The organism is Pseudogulbenkiania sp. NH8B, from assembly GCF_000283535.1.
GTDB lineage: Bacteria > Pseudomonadota > Gammaproteobacteria > Burkholderiales > Chromobacteriaceae > Pseudogulbenkiania > Pseudogulbenkiania ferrooxidans.
The window spans coordinates 1,863,105-1,888,027 of sequence record NC_016002.1 but is presented as its reverse complement, the minus strand read 5'-3'; the positions used below and the strand labels follow the sequence as shown (position 1 = coordinate 1,888,027).

Here is a 24,923-nt window from a genome sequence, read left to right as displayed (position 1 = left end):
TCACTGATGACGCAAAAAAGCGGCCCGTCGAGGGCCGCTTTGGTTTTCATGCGCCAGGGTTGGTCCGGGCTTAAGCACCCACGAAGCGCATCTTGAAGCTGCGCCCCTTGATCCGCCCCTCAGCCAGGCGGCTGAAGGCCTGCTGAGCGATGTGGCGATCCAGCGCCACGTAGCTGGAAAATTCGAACACCGATATCTTGCCCACCTGCTGACCGGCAATGCCCGCCTCACCGGTGAGCGCGCCCAGGATGTCGCCCGGGCGCACCTTGTCCTTGCGGCCAGCCGCAATGCACAGCGTCACCATTGGCGGCACCAGCGGGCTACCACTGCTCGTCAACTCGGCCGGATCCGCCCAGTTCGGCTTGGCCTGCTGGTAATCCTCGATCAGCGCCAGTCGCTTACTGTCGTTCGGGCCGACCAGGCTCAGCGCCAGTCCCTTCTCGCCACCACGCCCGGTACGGCCGATGCGGTGGATGTGGATTTCCGGATCGTGCGACAGGTCGACGTTGATCACCGCTTCCAGCGTGCTGATGTCGAGGCCGCGCGCCGCTACGTCGGTGGCCACGAGCACCGAACAGCTGCGGTTGGCAAACTGCACCAGGATTTCGTCGCGCTCGCGCTGCTCCAGCTCGCCGTACAACGCCAGCGCCGAGAAGCCCTGCTGTTGCAGCTCATTCGCCAATTCGCGCACCTGCTGCTTGGTATTGCAGAAGGCGATGGTCGAGACCGGACGGAAATGGCCGAGCAACGCCGCCACCGTCGCCACGCGCCGTTCCGGCTGAATCTTGTAAAAGTGCTGCTCGATGTGGCCCGCATCATGCAGCGACTCCACTTTGACCTCGACCGGGTTCTTCAGAAAGCGTGCGCTCTGCTTGCGGATAGTGTCCGGATAAGTGGCGGAGAACAGCAGCGTCTGACGCTTGCGCGGACAGGCGGCGACGATGCCGACGATCTCTTCGTAGAAGCCCATGTCCACCATGCGGTCGGCCTCGTCCAGCACCAGGGTTTCGACGGTGGACAGGTCCAGCGTGTTGCGGCTCAGGTGATCGTGCAACCGGCCCGGCGTGCCCACCACCACGTGCGCGCCGTGCTCCAGCGAGCCGATCTGCGGCCCCATCGGTGTGCCACCGCACAGCGTCACCACCTTGATGTTGTCGACACTACGCGCCAGCCGGCGGATTTCCTTGGCCACCTGATCGGCCAGCTCGCGCGTCGGGCACAACACCAGCGCCTGCACGGCAAACCAGCGCGGATTGATCTTGTCGAGCAATCCCAGGCCGAAGGCAGCCGTCTTGCCGCTACCGGTCTTGGCCTGGGCGATCAGGTCCTGGCGGTTGAGGATGACCGGGAGGCTCTGCGCCTGGATCGGGGTCATGCGGGTGTAGCCAAGGCTGGCCAGGTTGGCGACCAGGGCGGGCGAGAGGGGAAGCGAGGAAAAATCCGTTTTGTTCACAATGACTTGGCGCGTTGGCAAAAGGCGGACAGTCTATCAGGCTACGCCGTCGCCGACCAGCGCCATGCGGCATTGATGCCGCCATGCAAGCCACAAGAGCACACGGGCACGGCGGGCTGACAAACCGGGAAAGGCCGCTTCGGCCAACCTTGGCGAGAGACGCATTTCCGGCACCGCTCCTCTCACTTAGTCCGCCGCCTGAACCGGGCACGGGCTCACCCGCCCTGTTGTATTGTCGCCATCGCTTCCACGCTCGACCGCAAATTCAGGTTGCCAGTCTGTTTGATTTTGTACAGAATCAAATCATCATCAGGACACAGAGCAAAGCAGCATGACCCAGGGAGGCAAGCGCCAAGGCGCCGGCAGGAAGTCCGCTTTTGGCGGTGACAAGACGGTCGCCATGCGTGTACCGGAACCACTCAAGCCGGTGCTGGAAGCCTGGCTGCAAGAGTATCGCGCCATACGGGCGGTACGTGAACTGCACGTGGACGAATTCCGCTCGCTCACCAGCGAATTGTCCGACGTATCGTTACCCCTGTTCGCCAGCCGCGTTCCTGCCGGCGCACCCGTCGCCGCCGACGACCTGAAAGAAGCCGACGTCGACCTGAACACCCACCTGGTCAGACGCCCCGCCTCCAGTTTCCTGGTCACGGTCAAGGGCGACTCGATGATCAATGCCGGCATCCACGATGGGGACATGCTGGTAGTAGACAAATCGCTGGAGGCTCGTCACGGCAAAGTGGTGGTAGCGGTGATCAATGGCGAGCTGACGGTAAAACGGCTGGAGAAAACGGCGACGGGCCTGCGCCTGCTGCCGGAAAATCCGGATTTTGCCCCGATAGAGGTGCCGGAAGAGGCCTCGTTCTTCATCTGGGGCGTGGTCACCAACGTGATTCACAAGGTCGATTGAGGAGGATGCACCATGAGCAACAACCAACAAATCAAGATGAAGTTCCTCGACTGGCGCCGTCTGCCGCGCGCCTTCCGCTCGGTCGTACAGGGTCAGCCGCAGGTTCTGGTCTCGCGCACCGGCCGCAGCTACTTCGTGCCGGTCGAGTTCGTCTGACCCCCACCCCAGAACCGGGCTGCACATTGCCCGCTGGACTTAACACGAAACCCACGCCCACACCGAGGATCAACCTCCCTGGCGGCATCGCCTGTGAACCGGCAGCGCCAAAAGAAGACGCCCTTCGCATGAAGGGCGTATCAATTTGCTTGGGGGGGGGGAATGTAACAACCGGAACTGAGAGGCACCGATGCTACCGCTGCCGGCAACGAAGCAAACAACCGGCTGCCCTTGAACTGTAGGCGACATGATAACTTCGTACCATCCGTACAATTACGTATGTCAAGCAAGTATCTGGGCAATCACTGCCGACTGCTTCTCGCGTCGCACCTGTTCGAACAATTCGCCCGCCTCGGGGTAGCTACGCTTGAGCTGCCCCAGCCACTGCTTCAGCCGCGATGCAGGGTAGGCCGATTCTTCTGCCCGCTCACGGCACTGCTCGAAGAAATCGCGCAGCCAGATCGTCATCTCGTCCCACGGCATCGGTTCGGCCCCCGGCCCGGCCTTGATGCGTCGCGCCAGATCCGGTGCGGCGATCAGCCCACGCCCAATCATCACGGTGTCGCAACCGCTCTCGCGGCGAATGGCGTGGCAATCCTCCACCGTCCACACCTCGCCGTTGGCGATCACGGGTAGTTGGACACTCTCGCGAATGCGGGCAATCCAGTCCCAGTGGGCGGGCGGCCGATAGCCCTCGACCTTGGTGCGGCCATGCACCACCAATTCATCTGCTCCCGCCCGCTCGATCGCCTGCGCGCATTCCAGCGCCAGGCTCTTGTCCTCATAGCCCAGCCGCATCTTGGCCGTGACCGGCACTTCTTTGGGGACGCTGGCACGCACGGCCGCCACGATCTGGAACAAGAGCTCCGGCTCGGTGAGCAACACCGCCCCGCCGCGATGGCGGTTGACGGTGGGGGCCGGGCAGCCGAAGTTGAGGTCGACCGCCGGAGCGCCCAGCTCGACCGCGCGTACCGCATTATCCGCCAGGCACACCGGATCCGATCCCAGCAATTGCACACGCACGCTGGTACCCGCTCGCGTACGTGCGGCCCGGTGCAATTCGGGCGCCAACCGGTAGAACATCTTGGGTGGCAGCAGTGTGCTGGTAACGCGCACGAACTCGGTCACGCACCAATCGATGCCGCCGATGCGGGTCAGCACATCGCGCATGATGTCGTCGACCAAGCCCTCCATCGGGGCGAGTACCAGCTTCATTCGGGAATACCTCGGATTCAGGAGGCGGTATTCTAGCCAAGTCCGCCTGCCCTGTCTTTCGGCCAACCTGCATCGCCCATCAGCTTTCTGGACTGGGCAACACTCGCGTATTGGCAGGACGGGAAAACAGAACGTATGTTTAAAATGGGGTATGGGAGAACCCGTCTTCCCGATACCCACGAGATACCTTACCGGCGTGACGCCGCCCCCACCTCTCCATAGGCGCCCGACATGACGCGTCCCACCATCATTTTCGATACCGACCCCGGCCTAGACGATGCCGTGGCCATCCTCGCCTTGTTGGGAGCCGGCGAACAGATCGATCTGCTCGCGCTGACCACGGTGGCCGGCAATGTGGGCGTGGACCTGACCTCGCGCAACGCCCGCATCGTTTGCGAATGGGCACAACGCCCCGATGTCCCGGTTTACGCCGGCTGCGAATGCCCGCTGCTGCGCCCGCTGGTCACCTCCGAACATGTCCATGGCAGGAGCGGGCTCGACGGCGTCCCCCTTCACCAACCGGAAATGCCGCTGCAAGGCAAGCATGCCGTCGACTTCATCGTCGACACCTTGCGCGAGGCGCCGGTCGGCACCATCACCCTCTGCCCCGTCGGACCACTGACCAACATCGCCCTCGCCCTGGCCAAAGCACCGGACATCGCGCCACGCATTAAGGAAATCGTCTTGATGGGCGGCAGCTATTTTGCCGGCGGCAACATCTCGCCGGCGGCCGAGTTCAATGTTTTCGTCGATCCAGAAGCGGCCGCCATCGTGCTGCGCTCGGGCGTGCCGATCGTGATGCTGCCGCTGGACGTGACCCACCAGGTGGGCGCCAGCGCAGCACGCATCGCCCGCCTGCACGCCCTGGCCAATCGCTGCGGCCCCCTCGCGGCCGATATCCTGATCAGCCATGAGCGCCACGACGTGCAGCGCTTCGGCGCCAACGGCGCTCCCTTGCACGACCCTTGCGTGGTGGCCTATCTGCTGCAGCCGGACCTGTTCAAGGGACGCCGGGTCAATGTCGAGGTGGAAACGGCAAGCCCGCTGACGCTGGGCGCCACGGTGGTGGATTGGTGGGGCGTGAGCGGCCGGCCGGCGAATGTCCTATACCTCACCGAGGTCGATGCCGACGGCGTATACGCCCAGCTGACAGACTGCCTGGCCAGGCTTCCCTGAAACCGCGGCCAGGTCTGAAATCCGAGGATGCCCGTTGCAGGGGGAGCCACGCCGCAATTCCCTTCGGCGCGGTATACTTGTACCAAACGTACAAGAATCGCCATGGAGCATACAAATTGCGTTTTAGCCTGCCAGATTCACTTTATATCCATAACCGCCTGGTTGAGGTCAACGTCAGGCATGGCGCGCAGGAACCCGAGCAACACTTCCGGCTGACGGACAAATTCAAGCAATCGCTGATTGAAGACGCCCCCACCGGACCGATCCCCGCCCTGCCCCCGACCAGCATCAGCCCGGTGCAGGCGGTGCCCAACCTGGCTGATTATCTGCGCGCACTGAACCAGCGCGTGCTGGTTTTCAGTGACTACCGCGAACGCCTGATGGAGCTAGCCAATCTGCTGATCGAGATGGCAGGCAGCCAGCCCGACGGTGTCATCGCGGCCATCATGCTGTGCCCGTATCGCCACTATGCAGCCCATCACGCCATCAACTGCGCCCTCTTGGCTGCCCGGGTCGGGCAGAGCTACGGGCTGCCGTCGGCCGATACCGAGCAACTAGTGTGCGCGGCCCTGACGATGAACGTCTCCTCGGCCAGCCTGCAGGACAGCATGGCCTCGCAGCAGGCCGAGCCCTCCACCGCCCAGCGCCAGACCCTGCATGCTCACCCGCTGTTAAGCTCCGCCCTGCTGCGCGAAGCCGGGGTCGACGATGTGCTATGGCACACCATCGTGCTGTTGCACCATGAAAAGAAGAACGGCCGCGGCTATCCGTTCAGCCTGGCCGGTGAAGACGTTGAGCCATTGGCCCATTTGCTGCACGCACTGGACCTGGTGACCGCCAAGATGATGCCGCGCACCTACCGCGCGCGCATGAAGCCCAAGCAGGCCCTGGGCGAGCTCTATGCCGGCAAGATGGGGGAAATCGACCCGGAGCTGGTATCCCACCTGGTAAAGATCATCGGCATCTACCCGCCAGGCAGCTTCGTCGAACTGGCCGACGGCAATCGGGCGATAGTGGTCAACATCACCGCCAACGCAGCGACCCCGCGCGTCGCCCCCCAAACACGCCCGGCCGAACGCATCGACACGGCGCAGGAGTGCTTCCGCATCGTCAAATCGCTGAATATCCAGGTGGAAGAGCGCTATCTGCCGCTGTTCTACCGTCTCTGGAGCCCAACATGAGTATCCCCCCCGGCATCTACCGCCACTACAAGGGACCGTTGTACGAAGTCATCGGCTGCGCGCGGCACTCGGAAACCGAAGAGCCGCTGGTCGTCTACCGCGCACTCTATGGCGAGTACGGCCTGTGGGTGCGCCCGGTGGCCATGTTCGAGGAGAGTGTCACCCACGACGGCGTGCCCCAGCCGCGCTTTGCCCTGGTCAAGGCGTTCTGAGCGCCCCATGCGCATTTTTCGTACCGACCACCTGGCCTTGCCCTTGCCGCCCGGCCATCGTTTCCCGGCCGAGAAATACCGCCTCCTGGCCGAGGCCGTGGAGGGCTTCGCTCTCCACCTGCTGGAGCCGGCACCGGCGGCGACGCCGGCCGAACTGTGCCGCGTGCACGATGCCGCCTACGTCCACGCCCTCCTCGAGGGCAGCCTGCCGGAACGCGCACAGCGGGAAATCGGCCTGCCGTGGTCGCCGCAGCTGGTGGCGCGCGCCTGCCATTCGGTTGGCGCCACCATTGCCGCCGCACGCGTCGCGCTGCTGCAGGGCTGTGGAGTCAATCTGGCCGGCGGCACCCACCACGCCCAGGCCGACAAGGGCAGCGGCTTTTGCGTGTTCAACGACGTGGCGGTGGCGGCGCGCCTGCTGCTGGACGAAGGCCATATCCGGCGAGCGCTGGTGATCGATCTCGACGTGCACCAGGGCAACGGCACCGCCGCCCTGTTCCGCGATGACGCACGGGTGTTTACCTTCTCGATGCACGGCCAGAACAACTTCCCGTTCCGCAAGGTGGCCGGCGACCGCGACGTCGAGTTGCCGGACGGCACGTCGGACGAGGGCTACCTGGCCCTGCTTTCGGCCAACCTGGAGGAGCTGTTCTGGCTGGCCCGTCCCGACCTGGTGTTCTACCTGGCCGGTGCCGATCCGTATGAAGGCGACCGACTGGGCAAACTCGGCCTGACGGCAGACGGCCTGCTGCGGCGCGACCGGATGGTGCTGGATGCGTGCCAGCGGTACGAGGTCGGCGTCGCCATCGCCATGGCCGGCGGCTATGCCGTCCCCATCGCCGACACCGTGGCCATCCAGACCGCCACGGTGAGGGAGGCGGTACGGCGGTTCGACCGGACCGGCCCGCGCCCGCCGATAGATGAAACACAGGAGTACATGCAATGAACAAGGCAACCTTGGCCGGCGGCTGTTTCTGGTGCACCGAATCGGCCTTCAGACGCCTCGACGGCGTCCACGCAGTAGTGTCCGGCTATACCGGCGGCCATGCTCCCGACCCCAGCTATCGGGCGGTATGCGATGGCACCACGGGGCACGCCGAAGCCGTCGAAATCACCTACGACCCGGCCATCCTCTCCTACCGCGACCTGCTGGCCGTGTTTTTCGCCATCCACGACCCCACTACGCCAAACCGCCAGGGGTACGATGTCGGCACGCAATACCGCTCGGCCATCTTCTACCATGACGACACTCAGCGACAGGAAGCCGCTGCTTTCATCGCCGAGCTGGAACGGCAGCGCGTGTTCGATGCGCCGATCGTCACCGAACTGGTCGCCGCGGACACGTTTTATCCGGCCGAGGCCTACCACCAGGAGTATTACGACCAGAACCGGGAAGCGCCGTATTGCCAGGCAATCATCGCCCCCAAGCTGGCCAAGTTGCAGCACCTGTTTCCGGCCCTGCTGCGACGCAGCACTCCCGACGTATAATCCGGGCCGCCAGCCCACCCGCTCCGTCCTCAACAGGTAGTCATGGAATCCAGCTTCACCCGTAAACTGCTGTTTTTGTCCGGCCTGATCCTGGCGACCGTGTGCACCGGGACAGCCGGCTACATGCTGATCGAAGGTTGGTCGCTCTTCGACAGCATTTACATGACCGTCATCACGCTGGCCACCATCGGCTATGGCGAAACCCACCCGCTCACCGACGGCGGCCGGTTGTTCACCATCAGCCTGATCGTGTTCGGCACCGGGGTGCTGGGCTACGGCATCTCGTCGCTCACCCTGATGCTGTTCCAGGGTGACCTGCCCCTCTTGCTCAAGCGCCGGAAAATGGAAAAACGCATCGCACGCCTCGATCAGCACATCATCATTTGCGGCCTCAGCCGCACCGGCCTCTACACGCTGGAAGAGTTGATCAGCGCCGGCCACGACGTGGTCGTCATCGAAAAGAACGAAGCACTGGCCCAGCAGCTCGACAGCCGCGACGTGCCCTATATCGTCGGCGACGCCACGGCGGACGAACACCTGGTCGCCGCGGGCGTGGCCAAGGCACGCGCCCTGGTCACCTGCCTGACGTCCGACGCCGAGAACGCCTTTGTCGTGGTGACGGCGAAAAACCTCAACCCCTCCATCAAGGCGGTATCCAAGGCCGAAACCGAAACCTCACGCCGCAAACTGCTCACCGTCGGCGCGGACCGGGTGGTGATCCCGTCGCACCTAGGGGGCGTCAACATGGCCAACATGGTGGCCCGGCCGGAAACGCTGCACCTGTTCGAGCAATTGCAGCAGCGCTTCCCCAAGGCCTTTCATGCCCGGCTGTTCAGCGTCGGCCCGGAAAGCGACGGCCGGCGGCTGGGGGAATTCGAGCCGACCCAGCCCCAGAACGTGATGGTGATCGCCCTGGAGCACCCCGGTGGCGAAGTGGAATTCAACCCCTCGCCCGAAACCACCCTCAAGTCCGGCAGCTCGGTCATGGCCATCATCAACTACCACCATCCTGCCTGACCCTACGGGTCGCCCGCCGTCGGCCCGACCGCAAATCAACCGAATCCCCCCCGATTCGTGGTAAAACACCAAGCCAAGGCACAACAACAATCGGAAACAGCCCGGAATGGACAGTAGCACCAACACCATGACCCCCAGCGTGTTCATCGTGGACGATGATCCCGCCGTCAGGGAGTCGCTGGCCATGCTAATCATGGCGCAGGGGATGCGCGCGGTCACTTTTGCCAACGCGCAGGAATTTGTCCGCGACTACCGCGAAGGCGATATCGGCTGCATGATCCTCGACATCCGCATGCCGCAGATGAGCGGTATGGCGCTGCAAGAACTGCTGATCCAGCGCGAGATCACCATCCCCATCGTCTTCATCACCGGCCATGGCGATATCGAGCAATGCAGCCGCGCCTTCCGCGCCGGCGCCATCGATTTCCTGACCAAGCCGATCGACACCAGCCGTCTGATCGACAGCCTGCGCCGCGGCATTCGCCTCAGTATTCAGCAGCACAAGCACGAAACCGAGACGCTGGAAGTGATGCAGCGGCTGTCACGCATCAGCGGACGCGAACGCGAGGTGCTGGAGATGGTGGCCGACGGCCTGTCCAGCAAGGAAATCGCCCGCGCCATGGAGCTCTCGCCACGCACCGTCGAAGCCCATCGCGCCAACCTGTTCAGCAAACTGGGCGTCGATTCGCTGGCCGATCTGATACGCTTTTATCTCAAGGCGCTGGAAACCACCGGCATGAAGCGCTCCAGCCACGAATAAACGAGAACGACCGGCCATAGCCCGGTAAAATAACGCCATGGATCGTCTCTTCAAGAATGTGGGCCTGGTGGCCCGCCACAGCAAATCCTCCATTGTCGCCTCGCTGCGGCAACTGGCCGACCATCTGGCGGCCTCGGGCGTGTCGGTGCTGATCGACCGCGACAGCGTCACGCCCGCAGAAGCGGGGCCCTATACCCTGATCGACCGGCTCGATCTGGGCAAGCTCGCCGACATCGTCATCGTATTGGGCGGCGACGGCACCATGCTGTCCATCGCCCGCCTGCTCGCCCCCTACCGCGTGCCGATGGTCGGGATCAACCAGGGCCGGCTGGGCTTCATGACCGACATCCCGCTGCACGAGATGCTGAGCTCGGTGGACGCCATCCTCGCCGGCCAGTTCGTCCCGGAAGACCGCATCCTGCTGCAGGCCACGGTAATGCGAGAAGACGCCGAGGTGATGAACGCGCTGGCCTTCAACGACGTAGTCTTCAGCCGCGGCGCGGTGGGCTCGATGATCGAGTTCGAGATCTTCGTCGACAACCAGTTCGTCTACAGCCAACGCTCGGACGGCCTGATCGTCTCCACGCCGACCGGCTCCACCGCCTATTCGCTGGCCTCCGGCGGCCCGATCCTGCACCCGACGCTGCAGGCCATCGCACTGGTGCCGATCTGCCCGCAGTCGCTGAGCAACCGGCCGATCGCGGTCAACGACTCGTGCGAGGTCGAATTCATGCTGACGCGCGGGTTGGATGCGCGCGTGCACTTCGATGGCCAGTCGCACTGCGACCTGATGGAAATGGACCGCGTGCTGATCCGCCGCCACCGCAACCACCTGCGCATCCTGCACCCGCTCGGCTACAACTACTACGACATGCTCCGGCACAAGCTGCACTGGGGCGAACGCCTGCTCTGACCCTGACCAAACTCGCCTATCTATGCTGCTCACGCTCAACGTCAAAGATTTCGTCATCGTCGACCAGCTGGCGCTGGACTTTTCCGACGGCTTCACCGTACTGACCGGGGAAACCGGCGCCGGCAAATCCATCATCCTCGACGCGCTCGGCCTGCTGCTGGGCGACCGGGCCGACGGCACCATGGTACGGGAAGGCACCGACCGGGCCGAAATCTCCGCCCAGTTCGCGCTGACCTATCTGCCAGAGCTGCGCGCCTGGCTGCACGACAACGCGCTGGACTCGGACGAGGACGAGCTGCTGCTGCGCCGCCTGGTCGATCGCAGCGGCCGCTCCAAGGGCTTCATCAACGGCCAGCCGGCAACGCTGGCTCAGCTCAAACAGGTCGGAGACTTTCTGGTCGACATCCACGGCCAGCACGCCCACCAGTCGCTGACCCGGCCGGAAACCCAACGCCACCTGCTCGACGCCTACGCCGGCTCGCTGGCGCTGGCGCGCGACGTGGAAGAAGCCTGGCAGGCGCTGCACAAGGCGCGCCGCGCCCGTGAAGAGGCCGAAAAGAAGTCGCGCGAATTCGAAGTCGAGCGCGAGCGTCTTTCCTGGCAGATCAACGAGCTGAGTGAACTCCAGCTCCAGCCCGACGAATGGACCGCGTTGAACCAAGCGCACTCGCGCTTCGCCAACGCGGCCGAACTGGCGCAAAGCGCCCAGCTGGCGGTGGACGCGCTCTCCGAGATGGACGGCAACTGCCTGTCCGTGCTGGCCCAGGTGCAGAGCCGGTTGAGCAAGCTGTCTCATCTCGACCCTCGCCTCACCGACAGCCTGTCGCTGCTCGACTCGGTCGACGCGGAGCTGCGCGAGGTGGTCTATGGCCTGCGCGATTACGCCTCCAGCATCGACGAAGACCCGGCCCAGCTCGCCGACATGGAGCGCCGCATCGATACCCTGATGAGCGCCGCCCGCAAGTACCGGGTGCAGCCGCAGGATCTGCCGGAAAAGCTGGCCGACTGGCAGCGCCAGCTGGCCGAACTGGAGGCGTCGACCGATATCGAGGCGCTCGCCGTCGCCGAATCGAGCTGCCTGGCCCGCTACCGCACCTTGGCCGAAGCGCTGTCCGGCAAGCGCCGCCAGGCCGCGGCGGAACTGTCCGAGCGCATTTCGGGTGAAATGCAGAATCTGGCGATGGGCGGCGCCCGTTTCGCCATCGAACTCGCGCCACTGGGCGACCCCACCGCCTACGGCCTGGAATCGGTCGAATACCTGGTCGCCGCCAACGCCGGCACCAGCCTGCGCTCGCTGGCCAAGGTCGCCTCCGGCGGCGAGCTGTCACGCATCAGTCTGGCCATGCAGGTGGTGATCAGCCAGGTCGCCAGCGTGCCGACGCTGATCTTCGACGAAGTGGACGTCGGCATCGGCGGCCGCGTCGCCGAGGTCATCGGCAAGCTGCTGCGCCAGCTGGGCGAACGCTACCAGGTGCTGTGCATCACCCACCTGCCCCAAGTCGCGTCGTGCGCCGCCACGCACTGGCAGGTCAGCAAGGCGGAGCGCCAGGGCAAGGTCCTCAGCCAGATTCGCCCGCTCGACGCCGAAGAACGCATCATGGAAATCGCCCGCATGCTGGGCGGCGTCGACATCACCGACACCACCCGCCAGCACGCCGCCGAAATGCTCGCGCTCAACACCTGAGGCCCTAGCCAAAAACGCAAACTGACGGTAATATTCCGAGCTCATTCCAATACGGAAGCGTGGCCGAGTGGTTTAAGGCAGCGGTCTTGAAAACCGCCGAAGGTGTGAGCCTTCCGTGAGTTCGAATCTCACCGCTTCCGCCAGATTCAACCCGTCTTGATCCGAGCCAACCAGTCCTGAACTGAGAACTGGCACGGGTTACAGGCGGGTTTTGCTTTTCCTGTCGCTCGCGGCGAAGTTTGTCCAGCCTGCCCCACGTTGCCCCAGGCGAGCCAACCTTCCCGCACCTCCCGCCGACCCGAAAATACGCGATTGCCGTTCCGGACAAGACGCCTCGCCCCGTTCACCCTGGCCAGAAAGCATGAAAGCGGAATCGGATGCTCCAGGCAGGGGGCAGCCAACCTAGACGGCCGGCTTTTCACTTGGCGGAGCGTGATAGGGCTGCACCTTGTCTTGTTCCGCCGGATCGTTCCGGGCGACGACGGCCCGGGCAACGTCAGTCGTGCTGAGATTGATGGCCTCATGCGGAACACCGGGTGGGATGAACAGGAACTCCCCTGCCTCGCTCACCACTTCGTGTTCAAGCCGCTCCCCCCAGCGGGTAAGGACGCGTCCTTCGAGAACGTAAATGCCCGTTTCGTAGCCGATGTGGACGTGCGGCTCGGCGCGGGCGCCGGGTGGGATGACCACCAGATGCATGGAGAGCCCTTCCGCCCCGACGGTTTGCCCCGAAATGCCGACGAAATAGGGCAAACGCTGGCGCGTCATGACCTCTTGCTCGGGGCGCAGCGCCTGCACCTGGTGTTTTTCCCTACTCATACCCGCCCTCCGTTTGTGGCATAGCCTATCCGCACCGTTGGTAGCGGCCACCCAGAGACGGCCATGCCTAATGACGCATTCGTCTGCACACCATCCTGCGGCCAAGACCCGTGGGCTTTATTGCACCACCGGCACTCATCACGATAGACCTTCGCCACCCCGAGTGACATGCGGGCAAGACGGCAGGGACATCGGGGCAGCCAAGGGGAAAGGCGCGGACAGGATCAGGGCGCATGCAAGCCGCACGCGGCCGCCGCGTCGGGACCCAGCACAGGCCAGACGGGCGGCGCGATGCCGCCGGCCTAGATCTGGACGATATTCAGCCCGCCATTGCCAAATTTTTCGGGGACATGTCCCAGTGTGAAGAGACGGAAATCGTTGTGCGCGAAATTCCCGAGGTACTTGCCCTGGCTAGCAATGGCGATTCCGACGTCCGAGCCGCCCGGATCGAGCACGTTCTGGCCCAGCGCCAGATCGAACCCCAATAATTCGCTTTCCAGCCCGGCCAGGACATTGGTGTCGGCAACCAGGCTGCGATAGACGTCCGCCAGCGTGCCGCCGTCCAGAGCCAGTTCCTGCAGACGCTGCAGCATGGCGTCACCCAGGCGCAGCTCGCGCAGGCGGTTGTTGCGCAGGCGCAGTTCGCCCCGACCGCGTAGCCACCGAATCTTACCCTGACTAAAACCCTGGCCGAGTTTTTCCATGATGTCCTGGTTCAGCCGCTCTTCCTTGGTGGCGTCGCCATACAAGGTTACACGGCCGTTGATATGGTTGTCGGCCAGCAGGGTGTCCGCCTCGGCGTCGGCCAGCGTCAGGGCGCAGCCGGAGGGGTTGAGCAACCATTCGCCGCGCAGGCGGTTCAGCCCCGACACCAGCCGGCGTGCGTCGGCACCCGCGACGATATCGGCCCGCAGAGCCAGCAGAGCCTCGGATTCGCCGTTGGCGAGCGGCAGCGCGGTGGAGCGCAGCAGCGTATCCACCTGTTGGCCGAACGCTTCACGCTCCGCCCCGCTCCAGTTGGCGAAAGCTTCGGCCAACGTCAGCGGCACCGACGCAAACAGCTCGCCCTTGCCCGTTTCCAGCGCGGCGACCATGGGAGCGAGCGCGGCCAGGTGGTCGATCAGCGCGCGGGCTCGCTGCACGGAGGCGGGCTGGTAGGCATTGATGACGCATCCACCCAGATCGATACGCTGCGCTCCCTCGACACGCACCAGGCTGTTGCCGGGCTCGGTCAGGCCCGACAGGTGCATGCGCTGGATGCGCAGCTCCGCGCAACCGGCGAAGGATAGCGAGGGGTTGGCCGTCAAGGCGATGAGGTCGAAATCCTGCAGGGTGAGCGAGGCGAAGTCGAACAGTTGCAGCGCCTGGTCGCGCAGGATCAGGCGGCTGGCCGGACCGGCGCCGTGGATGAAGAGATTCACTCCCTTGCCGCCCAGCTCGATGTCGCCCTCCAGCTGGTGCTCCCCCGGCAGCAGGCACAGGCAGAGATCCTTTTGGTCGCTGCCGATCAGCTTCTTGAGGGCCTCGTCCAGAGTGGCGAACTCCCCTCCCTTGCCGACGCCGATGCAGCAGCCTCCGCCATGGCTCTTCTGGCACAGTGCGTCGATGGCGCCCTGGACGTCGCTGATGCCCTGGGCCTGGAGATCCGGGCATTGGCTGGGGTCGTAGGCCACTTGAGACGCCAGTGACAGGCGGGCGCCAAAATCGATCTGGTTGTACTTGCCCACGGCCGGCTGGCCGGCTTGCAGCAGTTCCGCCTTGCAGCTCTGGCTGACGCCGGTAGGCGCCAAGCTCCACTCGACCGCCGCGACGCCGTTACCCTGCGTGTTCACCGTGACCGACAGGCCGGCCCCGTTCAGCGAGCCGCTGCCGGCGGTAAAGCGCACCGGCACCCCGGCCACCGGGAACTCGCCGTTGAACACCGCGACTTCCAACGGATGATCCAGCTTGACGTTCTGCGGGGCGATCGGATTGGGCTTGGCCTCCTGGCCATCGCCTCCGACGTAGTAGAGGTTGGTCAGCTCGGTGAGCGCCGGGAACAACGGGCGGCAGTCCGACAAGGTGGTCCAGTTGCCGCCCTGGCAGCTCAGCAGGGCGAGCCGGGCGAAGGCGCGCAGCGTGCCCTCGGGCGCGCGGAACTGCGACTTGCCGCTCGCCTGCGGCCACTCGATGTCGGCGGTGGCGGTGCGCGCGGGCATGGTCCAGTAGTCGCCGACCCGGTAGTTGCCGGTGAGAAACTTAATCTCGACGCCATCCTCCAGCTCGACCCAGCCGGTGTCATAGGGGCTGTTGGCGGCGAGCGGCGCCATGTCGTCCCAGCCGTCCCAGCGGCGCACGCGCGGATTGTCGCCAAACAGGGCCTTGTCGAGCGGCCCGGTGGCGCTGGACAGGTCGAGGGTGACCACGTTGCCCTCGGTCTTCAGCACCTTCACCAGCGTGCCGGCGCGGCCGAGCAGCTCATGGGTGTCATCGAAAAATTCCAGCCAGCAGCCTGCCGTGATCGAGAGATAGGCATCCCGGCCAATGCTGGCCACCTCGAACTCATCGGCCGCCGGGTCGTTAAGCCAGCGCACCACCCGGCTGACGATGCTGCCGTTGTCGCGTGACCACTTGTAGCGCAGCTTGCCGCCGGCGCTGCCATCCTCGTGGATTTCCACGCGGTAGAGCAGATTCTCGAGGCGGCGGAAGCCCGCTTCCGGGGCAAGCAGGCAGGGGTCTTTCGGCTGTTTGCTCGGCTCGGCACGGGCGCCCATCTTGCCGTCCGGGGCGGCGGCCAGGGCATCCCAGGCGGCGAAGGCGCTGTTGCACGCGATATCGGTGCCGGGGTCGGCCACCCGCATCAATTTCACCTGCCAGATCAGCTGGTCACGCGTGGCGCTGTCGGGCCCGCCCAGCGCCACCTCGCGGATCAGCGGGTCTTCCAGCGCGGTGACATGGCGCAGCCAGGCCTCCAGGTAGCCCAGGTAGATGCCGTCCGGCGGCGTTACCGCGTTGCCGCTGCCGTCGTACAGCATGATCCCGGCAAGCGGAGCCGCAGTCGCCGGCGGCAGCGGCAACTGCGTGAAACCGGCCGGCAGGATCGGCGAGACCGTGTTCTTCAGCGACGGCTGCGCGATCAGCGAGGCGGGCGCCGGGTTGTCACACAGCAGGCCTTCCACATAGAAGTGACCGGCGCTGATGTCGATGTTCTGGCCGTTGCCGGAGAGCTTGAAACCGGGAGCGGCAAGGGGCGCGCCGGTGTGGCCGATGACGTCCACGGTTTCCAGTTCGATGCGCCGGTTCAGGATGTCCTGCTGTTCGTTCCAGTCGGCATCCAGCTGCACCCGCCCCTGCTGCATGCGGACGCTGCGGTAATGCTTATCCGGTCGGTCGGTCGAGCGCGTGAGATCGGCTTTCATGGTCGTCGTCCTGGTTGGTTAGAGGGTGCGACTCAATTGACATAGATAATTCCGGCCTCCAGACCAAAGCGCAGGTACTCGTCCAGCGCCTGGTGCAGATTGGCCTCGCGCTGCGGCTGCTGGAGCAGGTTCCACACGCCCATCTCGGCGCCGTCTTCCGCGCCCTTGCGGATTTCCGGGGCGGTGCTCAGGCGCAGCTGGACGTAGGCCGGGTGGCCGAAGCGGGTCGAGGTGAAGGCCGGCGTGACGCGCACGCTTTCCTGCTGCGCCAGCGCCGGGCTCAGCCCCTGGATCACCAGGTCAGGCTGGCAGCGGTAGCGCCGCGGCGTCTGCGACCCCGGGGGGACGTAGCAGAAGCGCACGCAGCCTTGTTGCTTGCGCACGATGGCCAGAGGTTGGCTGAACAGGCTGTTGCTTGCGGTCAGCCCCCCCGCCTTGGTGCTGCCCAGCACGGTGCACCGTTCCAGCTCGAGCAGGGTATCGGGGAGGTCGAAAACCAGCGCATCGCCGTTGTCGAACACGCTATAACGCGCGCTGACGCCGGCAATGGCCTGGCTGACCTGCAGCGCGCCGCACAGGCAATGGCTCAGCCGGATGAGCAGGCCGCTGCCACTACCGGCATGACGCATGCCCCCCTTGTCGGGACTCAGGCTGCAATGACGCAGCGCCACGACGGCGAGCGGACCGGACAGCGTCAAGGCGCCGTCGAGCAACAGGCCTGACAAGGTCAGGCGGGTGCTGGCGTTGCCTTGCAGGCTCCAGTCGCCCAGCAGCACCGGGCGATGCCGGTTCTCGGCCTCGATGGCGAGGTGAGTATCCGGCAGGTTCAGCACCGGCGTCAGGCTTTCACTGGCGTCCCCCAGCAGACGGATCAGCGTGCGGCTGCCGGGCGCGAGCGCGGCGAGCGCCGCGGCCAGGCTGGGATGATCGCCCGGCACGCGCCAGACCACCTCGAACTCGGACGGGTCCAGCAGACCCTCGCTTTCATCGTCCTCGCGGCGCAGCGGCCGCCGGTCGTAGGGGCCGCCGCCGACATCTCCCGGGAAACCGTAGGCGTAAGCCACCTCGACCGTGCCGACGGTCTTGCCGGCGGGCAGCGCGATACGCCCGAGCACCGGGTCGAAACCGACCAGGTAGCGCCCCGGCGCATCGGGAAACGCGCGCGCGGGGCCGCCGCCACGGGGCACCACGGCCAGTTGCACTGGCGGGCGGCGCCAGTCGTCCGGGTCGCCGGGATTGACCTTGGCCAGCAAGGCCAGGTTGCACACCACCAGATGCTCGGGCGGCACTTCGCTGCCGTCCAGCCAGATCCGCAGGACCGGCCCCCCCTCGTCCTCGGCAAAGTAGCGCGGCGACGGCGTTTCACCATCGGCGATGGCCTGGCGCAGTGCGGTCAGCTCGGCGTGCAGCACGCGGCGTGACAGCGGCTCCGGCACGTGGATCGGCTGCGCCAGCTGGGTGATCTCGCTTTCGGTGCGGGGCCGGTTGTAGAGCACGCCGTCGGCGGTGCCGGCATCGTCCGCTACGCTGCGCCCCAGGGCATCGAAGTAGTAACGCCCGGCCTCGCCGCCGGCCACGCGCGCGGTGGCCCGCTGCAAGGCGTAGGCCTGCAAGCGCCAGAGGTAAAGGCCGACGTTGGGAATGTTGTAGCGGCCGCCCGATAGCGGCCTGACCTCGGCGCTGTGGGCACTGCGGTCGAACGGCCCGTCCACACGCTCCATGGCGATGGCATCGCGGATGTTCGGCGTGCGCTGATTGTGCAGGCGGCGATGGTTGAGATACTGGGTCGTGCCCAGCAGCTCGAAGAACTCCACCGCGCGCGCGCGCCAGCCGGTGCAGTCGAAGGCCAGTTGCTCCAGCACCGGCACGGTTCCCTTGCGCCGGCGCAGGCGCAGGGTGTTGGCCACCAACCCACGTTGGCCGAAGGACTGGGTCCCCCCCACCGCGTACAGCCCCCGCACGCCGAGCAGGTCGCCGATGTAGGGGATCAGCCAGTCGTCGCAGGTCTCGATGAACCAGTTGTCGTACAGGGTCGCGATGTCCTGTTCAAGCAGGTTGCCCTGCTCCGCGATGATGTCCAGCAAGGCGCGCAACGGTCCGCCCTGCTCGGCGTCACGCTCGCGATAAAAGGCCGGCAGGCGCGACAGGAGAAATTCGGCATCGATGCTCATGCGCTCAGCTCCGTGAGAATGACGTCGTCCAGATCGACCAACAGCAGTTGCGCCGGCCGTATCTGCCCGTCCTGCCAGCGTGCGCCACGCGCCTCCAGGCGGCCGTCCGGGCCGGCCACGCTCACGCTGTCGCTGCCGTCGTGCCGCCGCAGGCTGTCCAGATCGACCCGCTCCACCCCCGTCACCCGCTGCATCGTCGCGATGACCTCGCTGCCGCTGAGCGACTGGCCGTAACCGCGGGCGGCGAAACCGAAGGCATCGCCCAGCGCCGCCCGCACCGCCGCCAGCACGCGCGCGCTGTCCTGATCCGGAGCGAGGCGCAGCTTGGCACTGAGACCGAAGCGCAGCATCACCCCCGGCTCCAGACGCAGCGGCTGGTAGGCCGGGCGCACGGCGTCAATCGCATCGGCCAGATGGCGATACAGCGCCGAATCCGGAGCGATGTCCGCGCCGTCGCTGCCGATCACCGTCAGATGCACCAGCCGCTGCTCGCCATTCCAGAGCCAGACGGCCTGGGCCTTGCCGATGCCGGCGAAGGCGGCGGCAAAGTCCTCGAAGTCGCGCAACGACACGATGCGTTCGAGCGTCAGCACCGTCAGCGGCGCGTTGCGCCGGGCGCGCTCGCCGCTCTCCGGATCGGTGCCGCCGCTGGCGGGCGCCGGGTTGATCACGGCCTTGACGCCCGGCGGACGGTTGAGCAGCAGGCTGATCTGTCCTGCCTTGAGATTGCCGGCGACGCCGATGCCGACGCGGTAACGCGCCGCCACGTTCATCTGTCCGCTGGGCAGACGGCTGCCGTGAGCGCCATCGCCAAACTGCAGGGTCACGCTGCCGTCGTCGCCGTGCCGCACCAGATAGGCGCGATCGTCCCGCAGCAGCTCACCGATGCGCGGCGCCTCGCGCCAGCGCACACCGTCCACCCGCACCTCCAGGCTGCTGGCGATACCGCTCGGGGTCGGCGCGCTAATGTAGGTCAGCGGCTTCTGGCGCAAGGTGAAGCGCTGGAAGGCGCTGCTGCCGTCGCCGCTGCCGAGAATCTCGGGCTGGATCGCCATCTGCTTGCTATCGCCATGGCTGGCCGGAACGACATTGGCATTGATGCGCAAGGTCAGCGGTAGATAGCCATGCTGCAGGTCGGCCTCCAGCTCAAGCCGCGAGCGGCCGGCGATCATGTCATTGCGGCGCAGGCACCGCACTTCCGACACCGCGGCCAGGCGCACGGCACAGCGTTCTCCGTCGGCAAAGCTGAGCGTGGCGCTGACGCCATCCTGCGCCAGCTCCAGCGCCGCCAACGCGGCACCGTCCAGCAGGCGCTGGCGCGCACGGGCATTGCCGTTCCAGTCGCTCAGGGTGTGGCCGGCAAAGGCCAGCCAGCGCCCGGCTTCGAGTTCGGGCTGCAGCGTGGCCAGGGTGACCAGATGGCCCTCGATGAAGCCGGAGATGGGCCGCGTCGCCCAGGGCAACGCCACCGCTTCGCCGAACACGCTGGTATCGCGCAGGCGTTCGTTGAACAGCTCGCGCAGGCGTTCGCCGCGCAGGCTCAGACGAGTGCTCTTGCCGCTCAGGGTGAAGGCGCTACGGGCATCCTCGCGGTTATCCAGCACCTGATAAAGCTCCTGGTACTCGGGAATCGCCAGCACCAGCCAGCTGCCGCTCACCAGTCTGGGGTAGCTGGCGTCCAGATGCACCGTATGCACGTCGCGCGGATAGAGGCGGGTCTGCGGAACGATCTGCTTGGCAATGCCAGGGCCGGACCAGCGCAGGGCGACCACGGCCGCGCCGGTGTTCTCGTAAAACTCCAGGCGGATGTCGGCCTTGCGCCCGCCCTCAAGGTCGCCGAGCGTGGCGCTGTACTCGGTGGCAGCGTGGTCGTTCCACTGATCCACCAGCAGGTGGCCATCCACCCAGAGCCTGACGCCGTCATCGGCGGTGACGTAAAAGGTGTAGCTGCCGCTGGCGGGAATCTGCAGCCAGCCGGTCCAGCGCGCCGAAAAGGTATCGCTGGTGATGGCCGGGTCGGGGCTGCCCGTTCCCCAGTTGAAATCGATGGTGGCATCGGTACGGCTCAGCTTGCGGCTGGCGAACCCCTTGCCCTCGAAATACTCGCCGTACAGGCCAGTGCCGCTGGCGGGACCGTCGGGCGGGTCGGAGATGTCCGCCAGGGTGAACCCCGGCCATTGCGGATGCTGGTCGATCGAGGTCGACTCCGGCGAATCCGACCCGCGGTAACTGGCCCGCAGACTGCGCGGCATGGCCTTCCAGTCCGGGGCCGCCTGGCCGAACAACGCGGCCTTGGTGCGCAGCGCGTAGCAGCGCGGATTCGTCTTGGCCGGCTCCACATGCGGAACGACCGAGCCGAACGGCTTGTCGAGGGTGACCACGGTATAGCCCGCCAGGGCGTCGGCGCTGGGCTCACTGGGCGGCACCACCTGCAGGCGCACAACACGGCGGAAATCCCAGTTCTCGTTACCGGGATCGTTCTGCCGCTCGTCCCCCACCACCAGCACGGCGTCGCCCGGTTGCAGGCCGGTATTCTGCCCTTTCAGATAGAGCGTCCGTCCGCCCCAGTACGGCAGCACTGCCTCTTGGTTCAGCACCTCCAGCGCATTCCACGCCGCCCGCGCCTGCAGCGGCTCGAGCGTTTCGAACACCTGCGCCTGCTGATCCTGCTCGGGCACGCTCTGCGTCTTGCAGCCGGCATCGATGCGCGCTTCGGCCGGGGCGCCGGGCGCGGTTTCCAGGGTAAAGGCGAGGAAGGTGGAGGCGGCGACGCCTGGCCGCAACTCGTAGCCGATGGCCCGCCCCAGTTCCAGCACCGAGCGCCGTTCGGTGGCGGTGCGCAGGAAGCCCTCGTTGACGATGCGCTCCTGGTAGAAGCTGAGCACGTCCAGTACCGCGGACCAGGCGTCCAGCAACGCCAGGGCGGGATCATCGGCCGCACGCGTGCCCAGTTCCTGCAGCACGGGATGGGCGCTCAGCCGGGTCAGCTGGCTGGCACGAAATCGTCCATGGGTACCGACCCGGTAGCGCAATTCCGGCTGCCCGGGGGGATTGAGTTCGTCCACCGGGGTCTGCGCTTCAAGCCCGCTGCAGCAGCCACACCGTTCGCCGTCGCTCATAGCCCACCTCGCATGTTCAAGCGCAGCCGCCCGTTTTCGGGGAAATTGGGGTCGTTGTCGAGTCGCAGCACCTCCAGCGGTGCAAGCGCGATCAGGCCCTCCTCGCGCTCATTGCCGGCGGCCTTGCCCCAACGCTGGAAGCGCGGCACGTCGACCGACGCCACCCCGGCCACCCCCTGCACCGCTTCGATCAGCCGGGACAGCGCCAGCCCCTCGCCGAAGCTGAAGAAATCGGGATGGAAGAAACCTTGCCGGCCCTGCTCGTCCTGGCCTCGGCCAAGGCGCTTGAGCAGCGCCAGCTTAACCGCCGCAGCGAAGTAGCCGGGCAGCACGCAGACCGTCAGCTCGATATCCAGCGGCACGTACACCGGCTCGCTGAGGTCGAGGTCGTAACCGGCCAGACGGAAGCGATCCAGGTGCTGCAACATGTCGTTCCGGAACGCCTCGTCCAGCGGCAGTCCGTCCTTGCGGTCGACGCTGACGAACATGGTGTACCAGCTACCGGTCCACCGCAGGCGCGCGGCGGCGCGCTGGACCTGGGGGTGACGTTCGGCGGCGCGGGCATAGTCGCTCTCGGTGACCGCGCGTTCCTGGGTGCGGAACGCCTCGGGGGCGTACAGCTTGATCGCATCGCCGCTTTCCGGCTCGGCCCCGCCCTCGGCCGGCAACGGGTTGCGCACGCGCTCGACGAACGGCGCGATGGCGACGTCGTCGCACACCAGGCGGGTGATGCTTTCCGCCCCGACATTGCCGTACACCCCGCCGCCCTGACGATAGCGGGCCAGCAGACGCATACCGGCTTCCGGGCGCTGGCCGTAGCGGCCGTCGCCGAAGCGCAGGCTGGCGGTGCCGTCTGCCTCGTTCTCCACCACGAACTCCTGGGCAAAGCGGTCGCTGCCCAGCAGGTCGCGCTGCGGTCGCCAGGGGGTGGCGTCGGGCAGCGGCTGGGTGCCATACAGGGCGGCATCGCCGGCACGCAGTTCCATGTCGGCAGGCAGGGCCTGGCGCGGCTCCTGACGCAGTGCGCGCTGCGCGGACCAGCCGGCCTTGAGTACCTCGTCGTGGGCATACGGTTCGGCATACGCCAGGCCGGGTTCGCGCAGACGCGGCCGGTAGCGCCCCTGCCCGGGCACCCGCTCCGGCAGCAAGGCTTCCCAGCCCCGCGTCAGGCCATGGTCGGCCAACACCACGTTGCCACGCGCCACGGCGACCGGATGCACCTCGCTGGCCCCACCCTGGATGATCTCGGCGCTGACGCACAGCGCAAATGGCAAGGCGTCCTCCTCGTGCCAGCGCACCAGTTGCAGCGCGGTGTTGGTCAGCGGATCTTGCCCGGGCTCCACGGCCACCAGGCGTACGGCATGACGATGGCCGGTATCGGCATCGGCAGTCCGTCCGCTGGTGGGGCTCAGCACCTCTTCCAGAATCAGCACCATCCCCTTTTGCAACGCCAGCTTGGGCTGGTCGACCAGCGCCGCCTCGGTACTCCCTTTGGCGAGGCAGAAATTCGGATCACCCCAGTTGTGGATGGCCATCTCGCTGTGCACGGCCTGTAGCCGTAGCGCATGCAGGGTTTCGAACACCTGGGTGTCGCCGTCAGGCAGGGTGTCGAGAATCGACGACGGCACCACCGGTGCGGGGTCCTGGCCACGGGTGAGCATGGGGCTGCGCGCCGGCAGCTCCTGGCCATCGGCCCCGGCCTTGACGCTCAGGGCCAGGTAGACGCGGCTGTTGCAACCGTCATGGATGGGGTAATCCAGCAGGCGGGCATGGCGACGCAGCGACACGCGCCGACGCGCGGTTCCCAAATAGGCTTCCGTCGCCACGGCATCCTGGTAGTAGCTGAGCTGGTCGCCGACATGGGCGAGCATTTCCACCAACGCCACCGAAAAATCGGCCGGGTTGCGCTCATGGAAACCGGGAATCAGTTGTCCCATGCGGTCGAGCATCAGTCTGCGGAAGCTGGCGTAGTCCTTGGCCAGATAATCCAGCAGCGGTTCCGACGGCAGCGGTGGGGAACAGACATGCCCGTCGGCACAATCGAATTCCGAGGGGCATTGCGCCTTGAAAGTGAAGCGGATGCTCGACAGCACCGGGTCGAACCCGGACGGCACATCGTCCGGCGAGGCCGGATTCACCAGGCTGAACAGGTACCAGGAGAAATCTCCCGGCTGGTCGACCTTCAGCTCGAGCACGTTGCCGTTCACATTCAGCCCGACGATGCGCACGTCGCGTACCCGCACCCCGCCTTCGATCCGGCAGTTGGCCACGGTCAGGCCCGCCAGCGGGTGCACAAACACCACCTTCAGCGTCAGCTGATTCTTGCTGGCGATTTCCAGGTAGTCGATGCCGTTCAGGGTCGGCGGATCGAGGTCGCGCAGCAACTGCAGGCGGCGCGGGTTGTCGGTGCGGAATTGCCGTTTCATGCCAGCCCCCTGCTGAACCGGGCCAGCTGCCGCTCACGATCACGGCGCACGATGTACTGCACCGTCACGCTCAGACGCGCGTCCAGGCTCTCGACCTGGACCGCTTCCACTTCGATCAACTCGCCCAGCCATTGCTGCAGCGAACCCTGCACCGTCATCTGCACGGCGGCGGCCAGCGCGTCGTTGTTGGGGGCGAAGGCGAGCTGCAGCAGGCCGCAGCCGAAGTCCGGGCGGTTGACCCTCTCGCCCGGCACCGTGAACAGCACCTGTTCGATCATGTCGCGGATATGGGCATCGTCATACACCTCGCGGCTGCGCCCGCGAGAATCGATGCCGAATGGAAAAGCCAGTGCCATGTCACACCCCCGAAACCCTGAGCTGCGTCACCGTGACCATCATCGGCGTACCGGTCGGCGTACAGATCGAGGAGCTCGACTGCAGCAATACCGGCTGCCCGCCGGCGAACACCCGGGTCGCCCCCACCAGCCATTGCCCGGTAACGCAGGGGCCATTGCCGGCGCTGGGCGGCGGCATGCTGCAGCCGGCGACGACGTAGGGCGCGGTGAGCGTGGTGACCGGCTGACCGGACACCAGCACGCGCGGAAACGGCGCGGTCGGCGTCGCCTGTCCGCCGTGGGCGCACATCACCGTGGCCCCAAGGTGCAAGAGAAAACCCGGCATCACTGCCTCCTCCCCTGACGTGGCAAAACCGGTCGATCGGCACGGGCCGGCCAGCCCTTGCCCGGCGCGATGCGGCGCGGGTACGCCGGTACCGTCCCCGGAGGGCTCCGGCCAGGACGCTGGCACGTGTCCGGGCGGCTCATT

20 protein-coding genes and 1 tRNA gene are annotated in these 24,923 nt (G+C 66.1%); 12 read left to right on the top strand and 9 right to left on the bottom strand.

Annotated elements, in window-relative coordinates:
- Nucleotides 1–70: 70 nt before the first annotated feature.
- Nucleotides 71–1,453, bottom strand: a complete 1,383-nt coding sequence (gene dbpA / locus NH8B_RS08745) for an ATP-dependent RNA helicase DbpA (RefSeq protein WP_014086957.1) — start codon at nucleotides 1,451–1,453, stop codon at nucleotides 71–73.
- Nucleotides 1,454–1,784: 331 nt separating this feature from the next.
- On the opposite strand from dbpA, the gene NH8B_RS08740 reads away from it, so the two are divergent.
- The gene (locus NH8B_RS08740; protein WP_008954003.1) at nucleotides 1,785–2,363 is read left to right on the top strand and encodes a LexA family protein; all 579 of its coding nucleotides are present in this window, start codon (nucleotides 1,785–1,787) and stop codon (nucleotides 2,361–2,363) included.
- Between the two features lie 12 nt (nucleotides 2,364–2,375).
- Entirely contained in the window at nucleotides 2,376–2,519 is a 144-nt protein-coding gene (locus NH8B_RS21080; RefSeq protein ID WP_008954002.1) for a hypothetical protein, read from the top strand.
- A gap of 282 nt (nucleotides 2,520–2,801) precedes the next feature.
- Here the strand turns inward: NH8B_RS21080 and NH8B_RS08735 are convergent, their stop codons facing one another.
- Nucleotides 2,802–3,734, bottom strand: coding sequence for a tRNA dihydrouridine synthase (locus NH8B_RS08735; protein ID WP_014086956.1), 933 nt, complete (start codon nucleotides 3,732–3,734; stop codon nucleotides 2,802–2,804).
- 231 nt (nucleotides 3,735–3,965) lie between these two features.
- Between NH8B_RS08735 and NH8B_RS08730 the strand changes: the two genes are divergently transcribed.
- The 10 genes from NH8B_RS08730 (at nucleotide 3,966) to NH8B_RS08685 (ending at nucleotide 12,308) form a co-directional block, all read left to right on the top strand.
- Nucleotides 3,966–4,910, top strand: a complete 945-nt coding sequence (locus NH8B_RS08730; RefSeq protein WP_014086955.1) for a nucleoside hydrolase — start codon at nucleotides 3,966–3,968, stop codon at nucleotides 4,908–4,910.
- A 116-nt stretch (nucleotides 4,911–5,026) separates the two neighbouring features.
- Entirely contained in the window at nucleotides 5,027–6,091 is a 1,065-nt protein-coding gene (locus tag NH8B_RS08725; RefSeq protein WP_014086954.1) for an HD-GYP domain-containing protein, read from the top strand.
- Nucleotides 6,088–6,303: a DUF1653 domain-containing protein gene (locus tag NH8B_RS08720; protein WP_014086953.1), complete on the top strand. Its 216-nt coding sequence runs from the start codon at nucleotides 6,088–6,090 to the stop codon at nucleotides 6,301–6,303. The genes NH8B_RS08725 and NH8B_RS08720 overlap by 4 nt, the downstream gene beginning before the upstream one ends.
- A 7-nt stretch (nucleotides 6,304–6,310) precedes the next feature.
- Nucleotides 6,311–7,249 (top strand): histone deacetylase family protein, encoded by a 939-nt coding sequence (locus tag NH8B_RS08715; RefSeq protein ID WP_014086952.1) that lies wholly within the window; start codon nucleotides 6,311–6,313, stop codon nucleotides 7,247–7,249.
- Complete coding sequence (gene msrA / locus NH8B_RS08710) at nucleotides 7,246–7,791, top strand: peptide-methionine (S)-S-oxide reductase MsrA (RefSeq protein ID WP_014086951.1); 546 nt, start codon at nucleotides 7,246–7,248, stop codon at nucleotides 7,789–7,791. The genes NH8B_RS08715 and msrA overlap by 4 nt, the downstream gene beginning before the upstream one ends.
- 42 nt (nucleotides 7,792–7,833) lie before the next feature.
- Nucleotides 7,834–8,808, top strand: a complete 975-nt coding sequence (locus tag NH8B_RS08705; protein ID WP_008953995.1) for a potassium channel family protein — start codon at nucleotides 7,834–7,836, stop codon at nucleotides 8,806–8,808.
- Between the two features lie 106 nt (nucleotides 8,809–8,914).
- Nucleotides 8,915–9,568 carry a response regulator transcription factor gene (locus tag NH8B_RS08700; RefSeq protein ID WP_008953994.1) on the top strand — a complete coding sequence of 218 codons (654 nt, stop codon included), beginning with the start codon at nucleotides 8,915–8,917 and terminating at the stop codon, nucleotides 9,566–9,568.
- Nucleotides 9,569–9,605: 37 nt separating this feature from the next.
- Entirely contained in the window at nucleotides 9,606–10,481 is an 876-nt protein-coding gene (locus tag NH8B_RS08695) for an NAD kinase (protein WP_008953993.1), read from the top strand.
- A gap of 22 nt (nucleotides 10,482–10,503) precedes the next feature.
- Nucleotides 10,504–12,165, top strand: coding sequence for a DNA repair protein RecN (gene recN / locus NH8B_RS08690; protein WP_014086950.1), 1,662 nt, complete (start codon nucleotides 10,504–10,506; stop codon nucleotides 12,163–12,165).
- Between the two features lie 53 nt (nucleotides 12,166–12,218).
- Nucleotides 12,219–12,308: transfer RNA gene (locus tag NH8B_RS08685), tRNA-Ser, on the top strand.
- A 259-nt stretch (nucleotides 12,309–12,567) separates the two neighbouring features.
- Here NH8B_RS08685 and NH8B_RS08680 read toward each other — a convergent pair.
- The 7 genes from NH8B_RS08680 to NH8B_RS08650 form a co-directional block, all read right to left on the bottom strand.
- Nucleotides 12,568–12,984 carry a cupin domain-containing protein gene (locus NH8B_RS08680; RefSeq protein ID WP_014086949.1) on the bottom strand — a complete coding sequence of 139 codons (417 nt, stop codon included), beginning with the start codon at nucleotides 12,982–12,984 and terminating at the stop codon, nucleotides 12,568–12,570.
- Between the two features lie 302 nt (nucleotides 12,985–13,286).
- Nucleotides 13,287–16,382 carry a DUF6519 domain-containing protein gene (locus NH8B_RS08675; protein WP_014086948.1) on the bottom strand — a complete coding sequence of 1,032 codons (3,096 nt, stop codon included), beginning with the start codon at nucleotides 16,380–16,382 and terminating at the stop codon, nucleotides 13,287–13,289.
- Between the two features lie 32 nt (nucleotides 16,383–16,414).
- A complete protein-coding gene (locus NH8B_RS08670; protein WP_014086947.1) occupies nucleotides 16,415–18,553 on the bottom strand; it encodes a hypothetical protein in 2,139 nt (712 codons plus the stop codon).
- Nucleotides 18,550–21,672 carry a putative baseplate assembly protein gene (locus NH8B_RS08665; protein WP_014086946.1) on the bottom strand — a complete coding sequence of 1,041 codons (3,123 nt, stop codon included), beginning with the start codon at nucleotides 21,670–21,672 and terminating at the stop codon, nucleotides 18,550–18,552. The genes NH8B_RS08670 and NH8B_RS08665 overlap by 4 nt, the downstream gene beginning before the upstream one ends.
- Nucleotides 21,669–24,098: a putative baseplate assembly protein gene (locus NH8B_RS08660; protein ID WP_014086945.1), complete on the bottom strand. Its 2,430-nt coding sequence runs from the start codon at nucleotides 24,096–24,098 to the stop codon at nucleotides 21,669–21,671. Before NH8B_RS08660 ends, NH8B_RS08665 begins: the two co-directional genes overlap by 4 nt.
- The gene (locus NH8B_RS08655) at nucleotides 24,095–24,454 is read right to left on the bottom strand and encodes a GPW/gp25 family protein (protein ID WP_014086944.1); all 360 of its coding nucleotides are present in this window, start codon (nucleotides 24,452–24,454) and stop codon (nucleotides 24,095–24,097) included. Before NH8B_RS08655 ends, NH8B_RS08660 begins: the two co-directional genes overlap by 4 nt.
- A gap of 1 nt (nucleotide 24,455) precedes the next feature.
- Nucleotides 24,456–24,779, bottom strand: a complete 324-nt coding sequence (locus tag NH8B_RS08650; RefSeq protein ID WP_014086943.1) for a hypothetical protein — start codon at nucleotides 24,777–24,779, stop codon at nucleotides 24,456–24,458.
- Nucleotides 24,780–24,923 lie beyond the last annotated feature (144 nt).

Excerpts from the sequence above, each read along its gene's own strand:
- NH8B_RS08735 (WP_014086956.1), bottom strand. The coding sequence starts at position 3,734 with ATGAAGCTGGTACTCGCCCCGATGGAGGGCTTGGTCGACGACATCATG.
- NH8B_RS08670 (WP_014086947.1), bottom strand. The coding sequence starts at position 18,553 with ATGAGCATCGATGCCGAATTTCTCCTGTCGCGCCTGCCGGCCTTTTAT.
- NH8B_RS08660 (WP_014086945.1), bottom strand. The coding sequence starts at position 24,098 with ATGAAACGGCAATTCCGCACCGACAACCCGCGCCGCCTGCAGTTGCTG.
- NH8B_RS08675 (WP_014086948.1), bottom strand. The coding sequence starts at position 16,382 with ATGAAAGCCGATCTCACGCGCTCGACCGACCGACCGGATAAGCATTAC.
- msrA (WP_014086951.1), top strand. The coding sequence starts at position 7,246 with ATGAACAAGGCAACCTTGGCCGGCGGCTGTTTCTGGTGCACCGAATCG.
- NH8B_RS08715 (WP_014086952.1), top strand. The coding sequence starts at position 6,311 with ATGCGCATTTTTCGTACCGACCACCTGGCCTTGCCCTTGCCGCCCGGC.
- NH8B_RS08650 (WP_014086943.1), bottom strand. The coding sequence starts at position 24,779 with ATGCCGGGTTTTCTCTTGCACCTTGGGGCCACGGTGATGTGCGCCCAC.
- NH8B_RS08705 (WP_008953995.1), top strand. The coding sequence starts at position 7,834 with ATGGAATCCAGCTTCACCCGTAAACTGCTGTTTTTGTCCGGCCTGATC.
- NH8B_RS08665 (WP_014086946.1), bottom strand. The coding sequence starts at position 21,672 with ATGAGCGACGGCGAACGGTGTGGCTGCTGCAGCGGGCTTGAAGCGCAG.
- NH8B_RS08730 (WP_014086955.1), top strand. The coding sequence starts at position 3,966 with ATGACGCGTCCCACCATCATTTTCGATACCGACCCCGGCCTAGACGAT.
- NH8B_RS08740 (WP_008954003.1), top strand. The coding sequence starts at position 1,785 with ATGACCCAGGGAGGCAAGCGCCAAGGCGCCGGCAGGAAGTCCGCTTTT.
- recN (WP_014086950.1), top strand. The coding sequence starts at position 10,504 with ATGCTGCTCACGCTCAACGTCAAAGATTTCGTCATCGTCGACCAGCTG.
- NH8B_RS08695 (WP_008953993.1), top strand. The coding sequence starts at position 9,606 with ATGGATCGTCTCTTCAAGAATGTGGGCCTGGTGGCCCGCCACAGCAAA.
- NH8B_RS08655 (WP_014086944.1), bottom strand. The coding sequence starts at position 24,454 with ATGGCACTGGCTTTTCCATTCGGCATCGATTCTCGCGGGCGCAGCCGC.
- NH8B_RS08700 (WP_008953994.1), top strand. The coding sequence starts at position 8,915 with ATGGACAGTAGCACCAACACCATGACCCCCAGCGTGTTCATCGTGGAC.
- NH8B_RS08720 (WP_014086953.1), top strand. The coding sequence starts at position 6,088 with ATGAGTATCCCCCCCGGCATCTACCGCCACTACAAGGGACCGTTGTAC.
- NH8B_RS21080 (WP_008954002.1), top strand. The coding sequence starts at position 2,376 with ATGAGCAACAACCAACAAATCAAGATGAAGTTCCTCGACTGGCGCCGT.
- NH8B_RS08680 (WP_014086949.1), bottom strand. The coding sequence starts at position 12,984 with ATGAGTAGGGAAAAACACCAGGTGCAGGCGCTGCGCCCCGAGCAAGAG.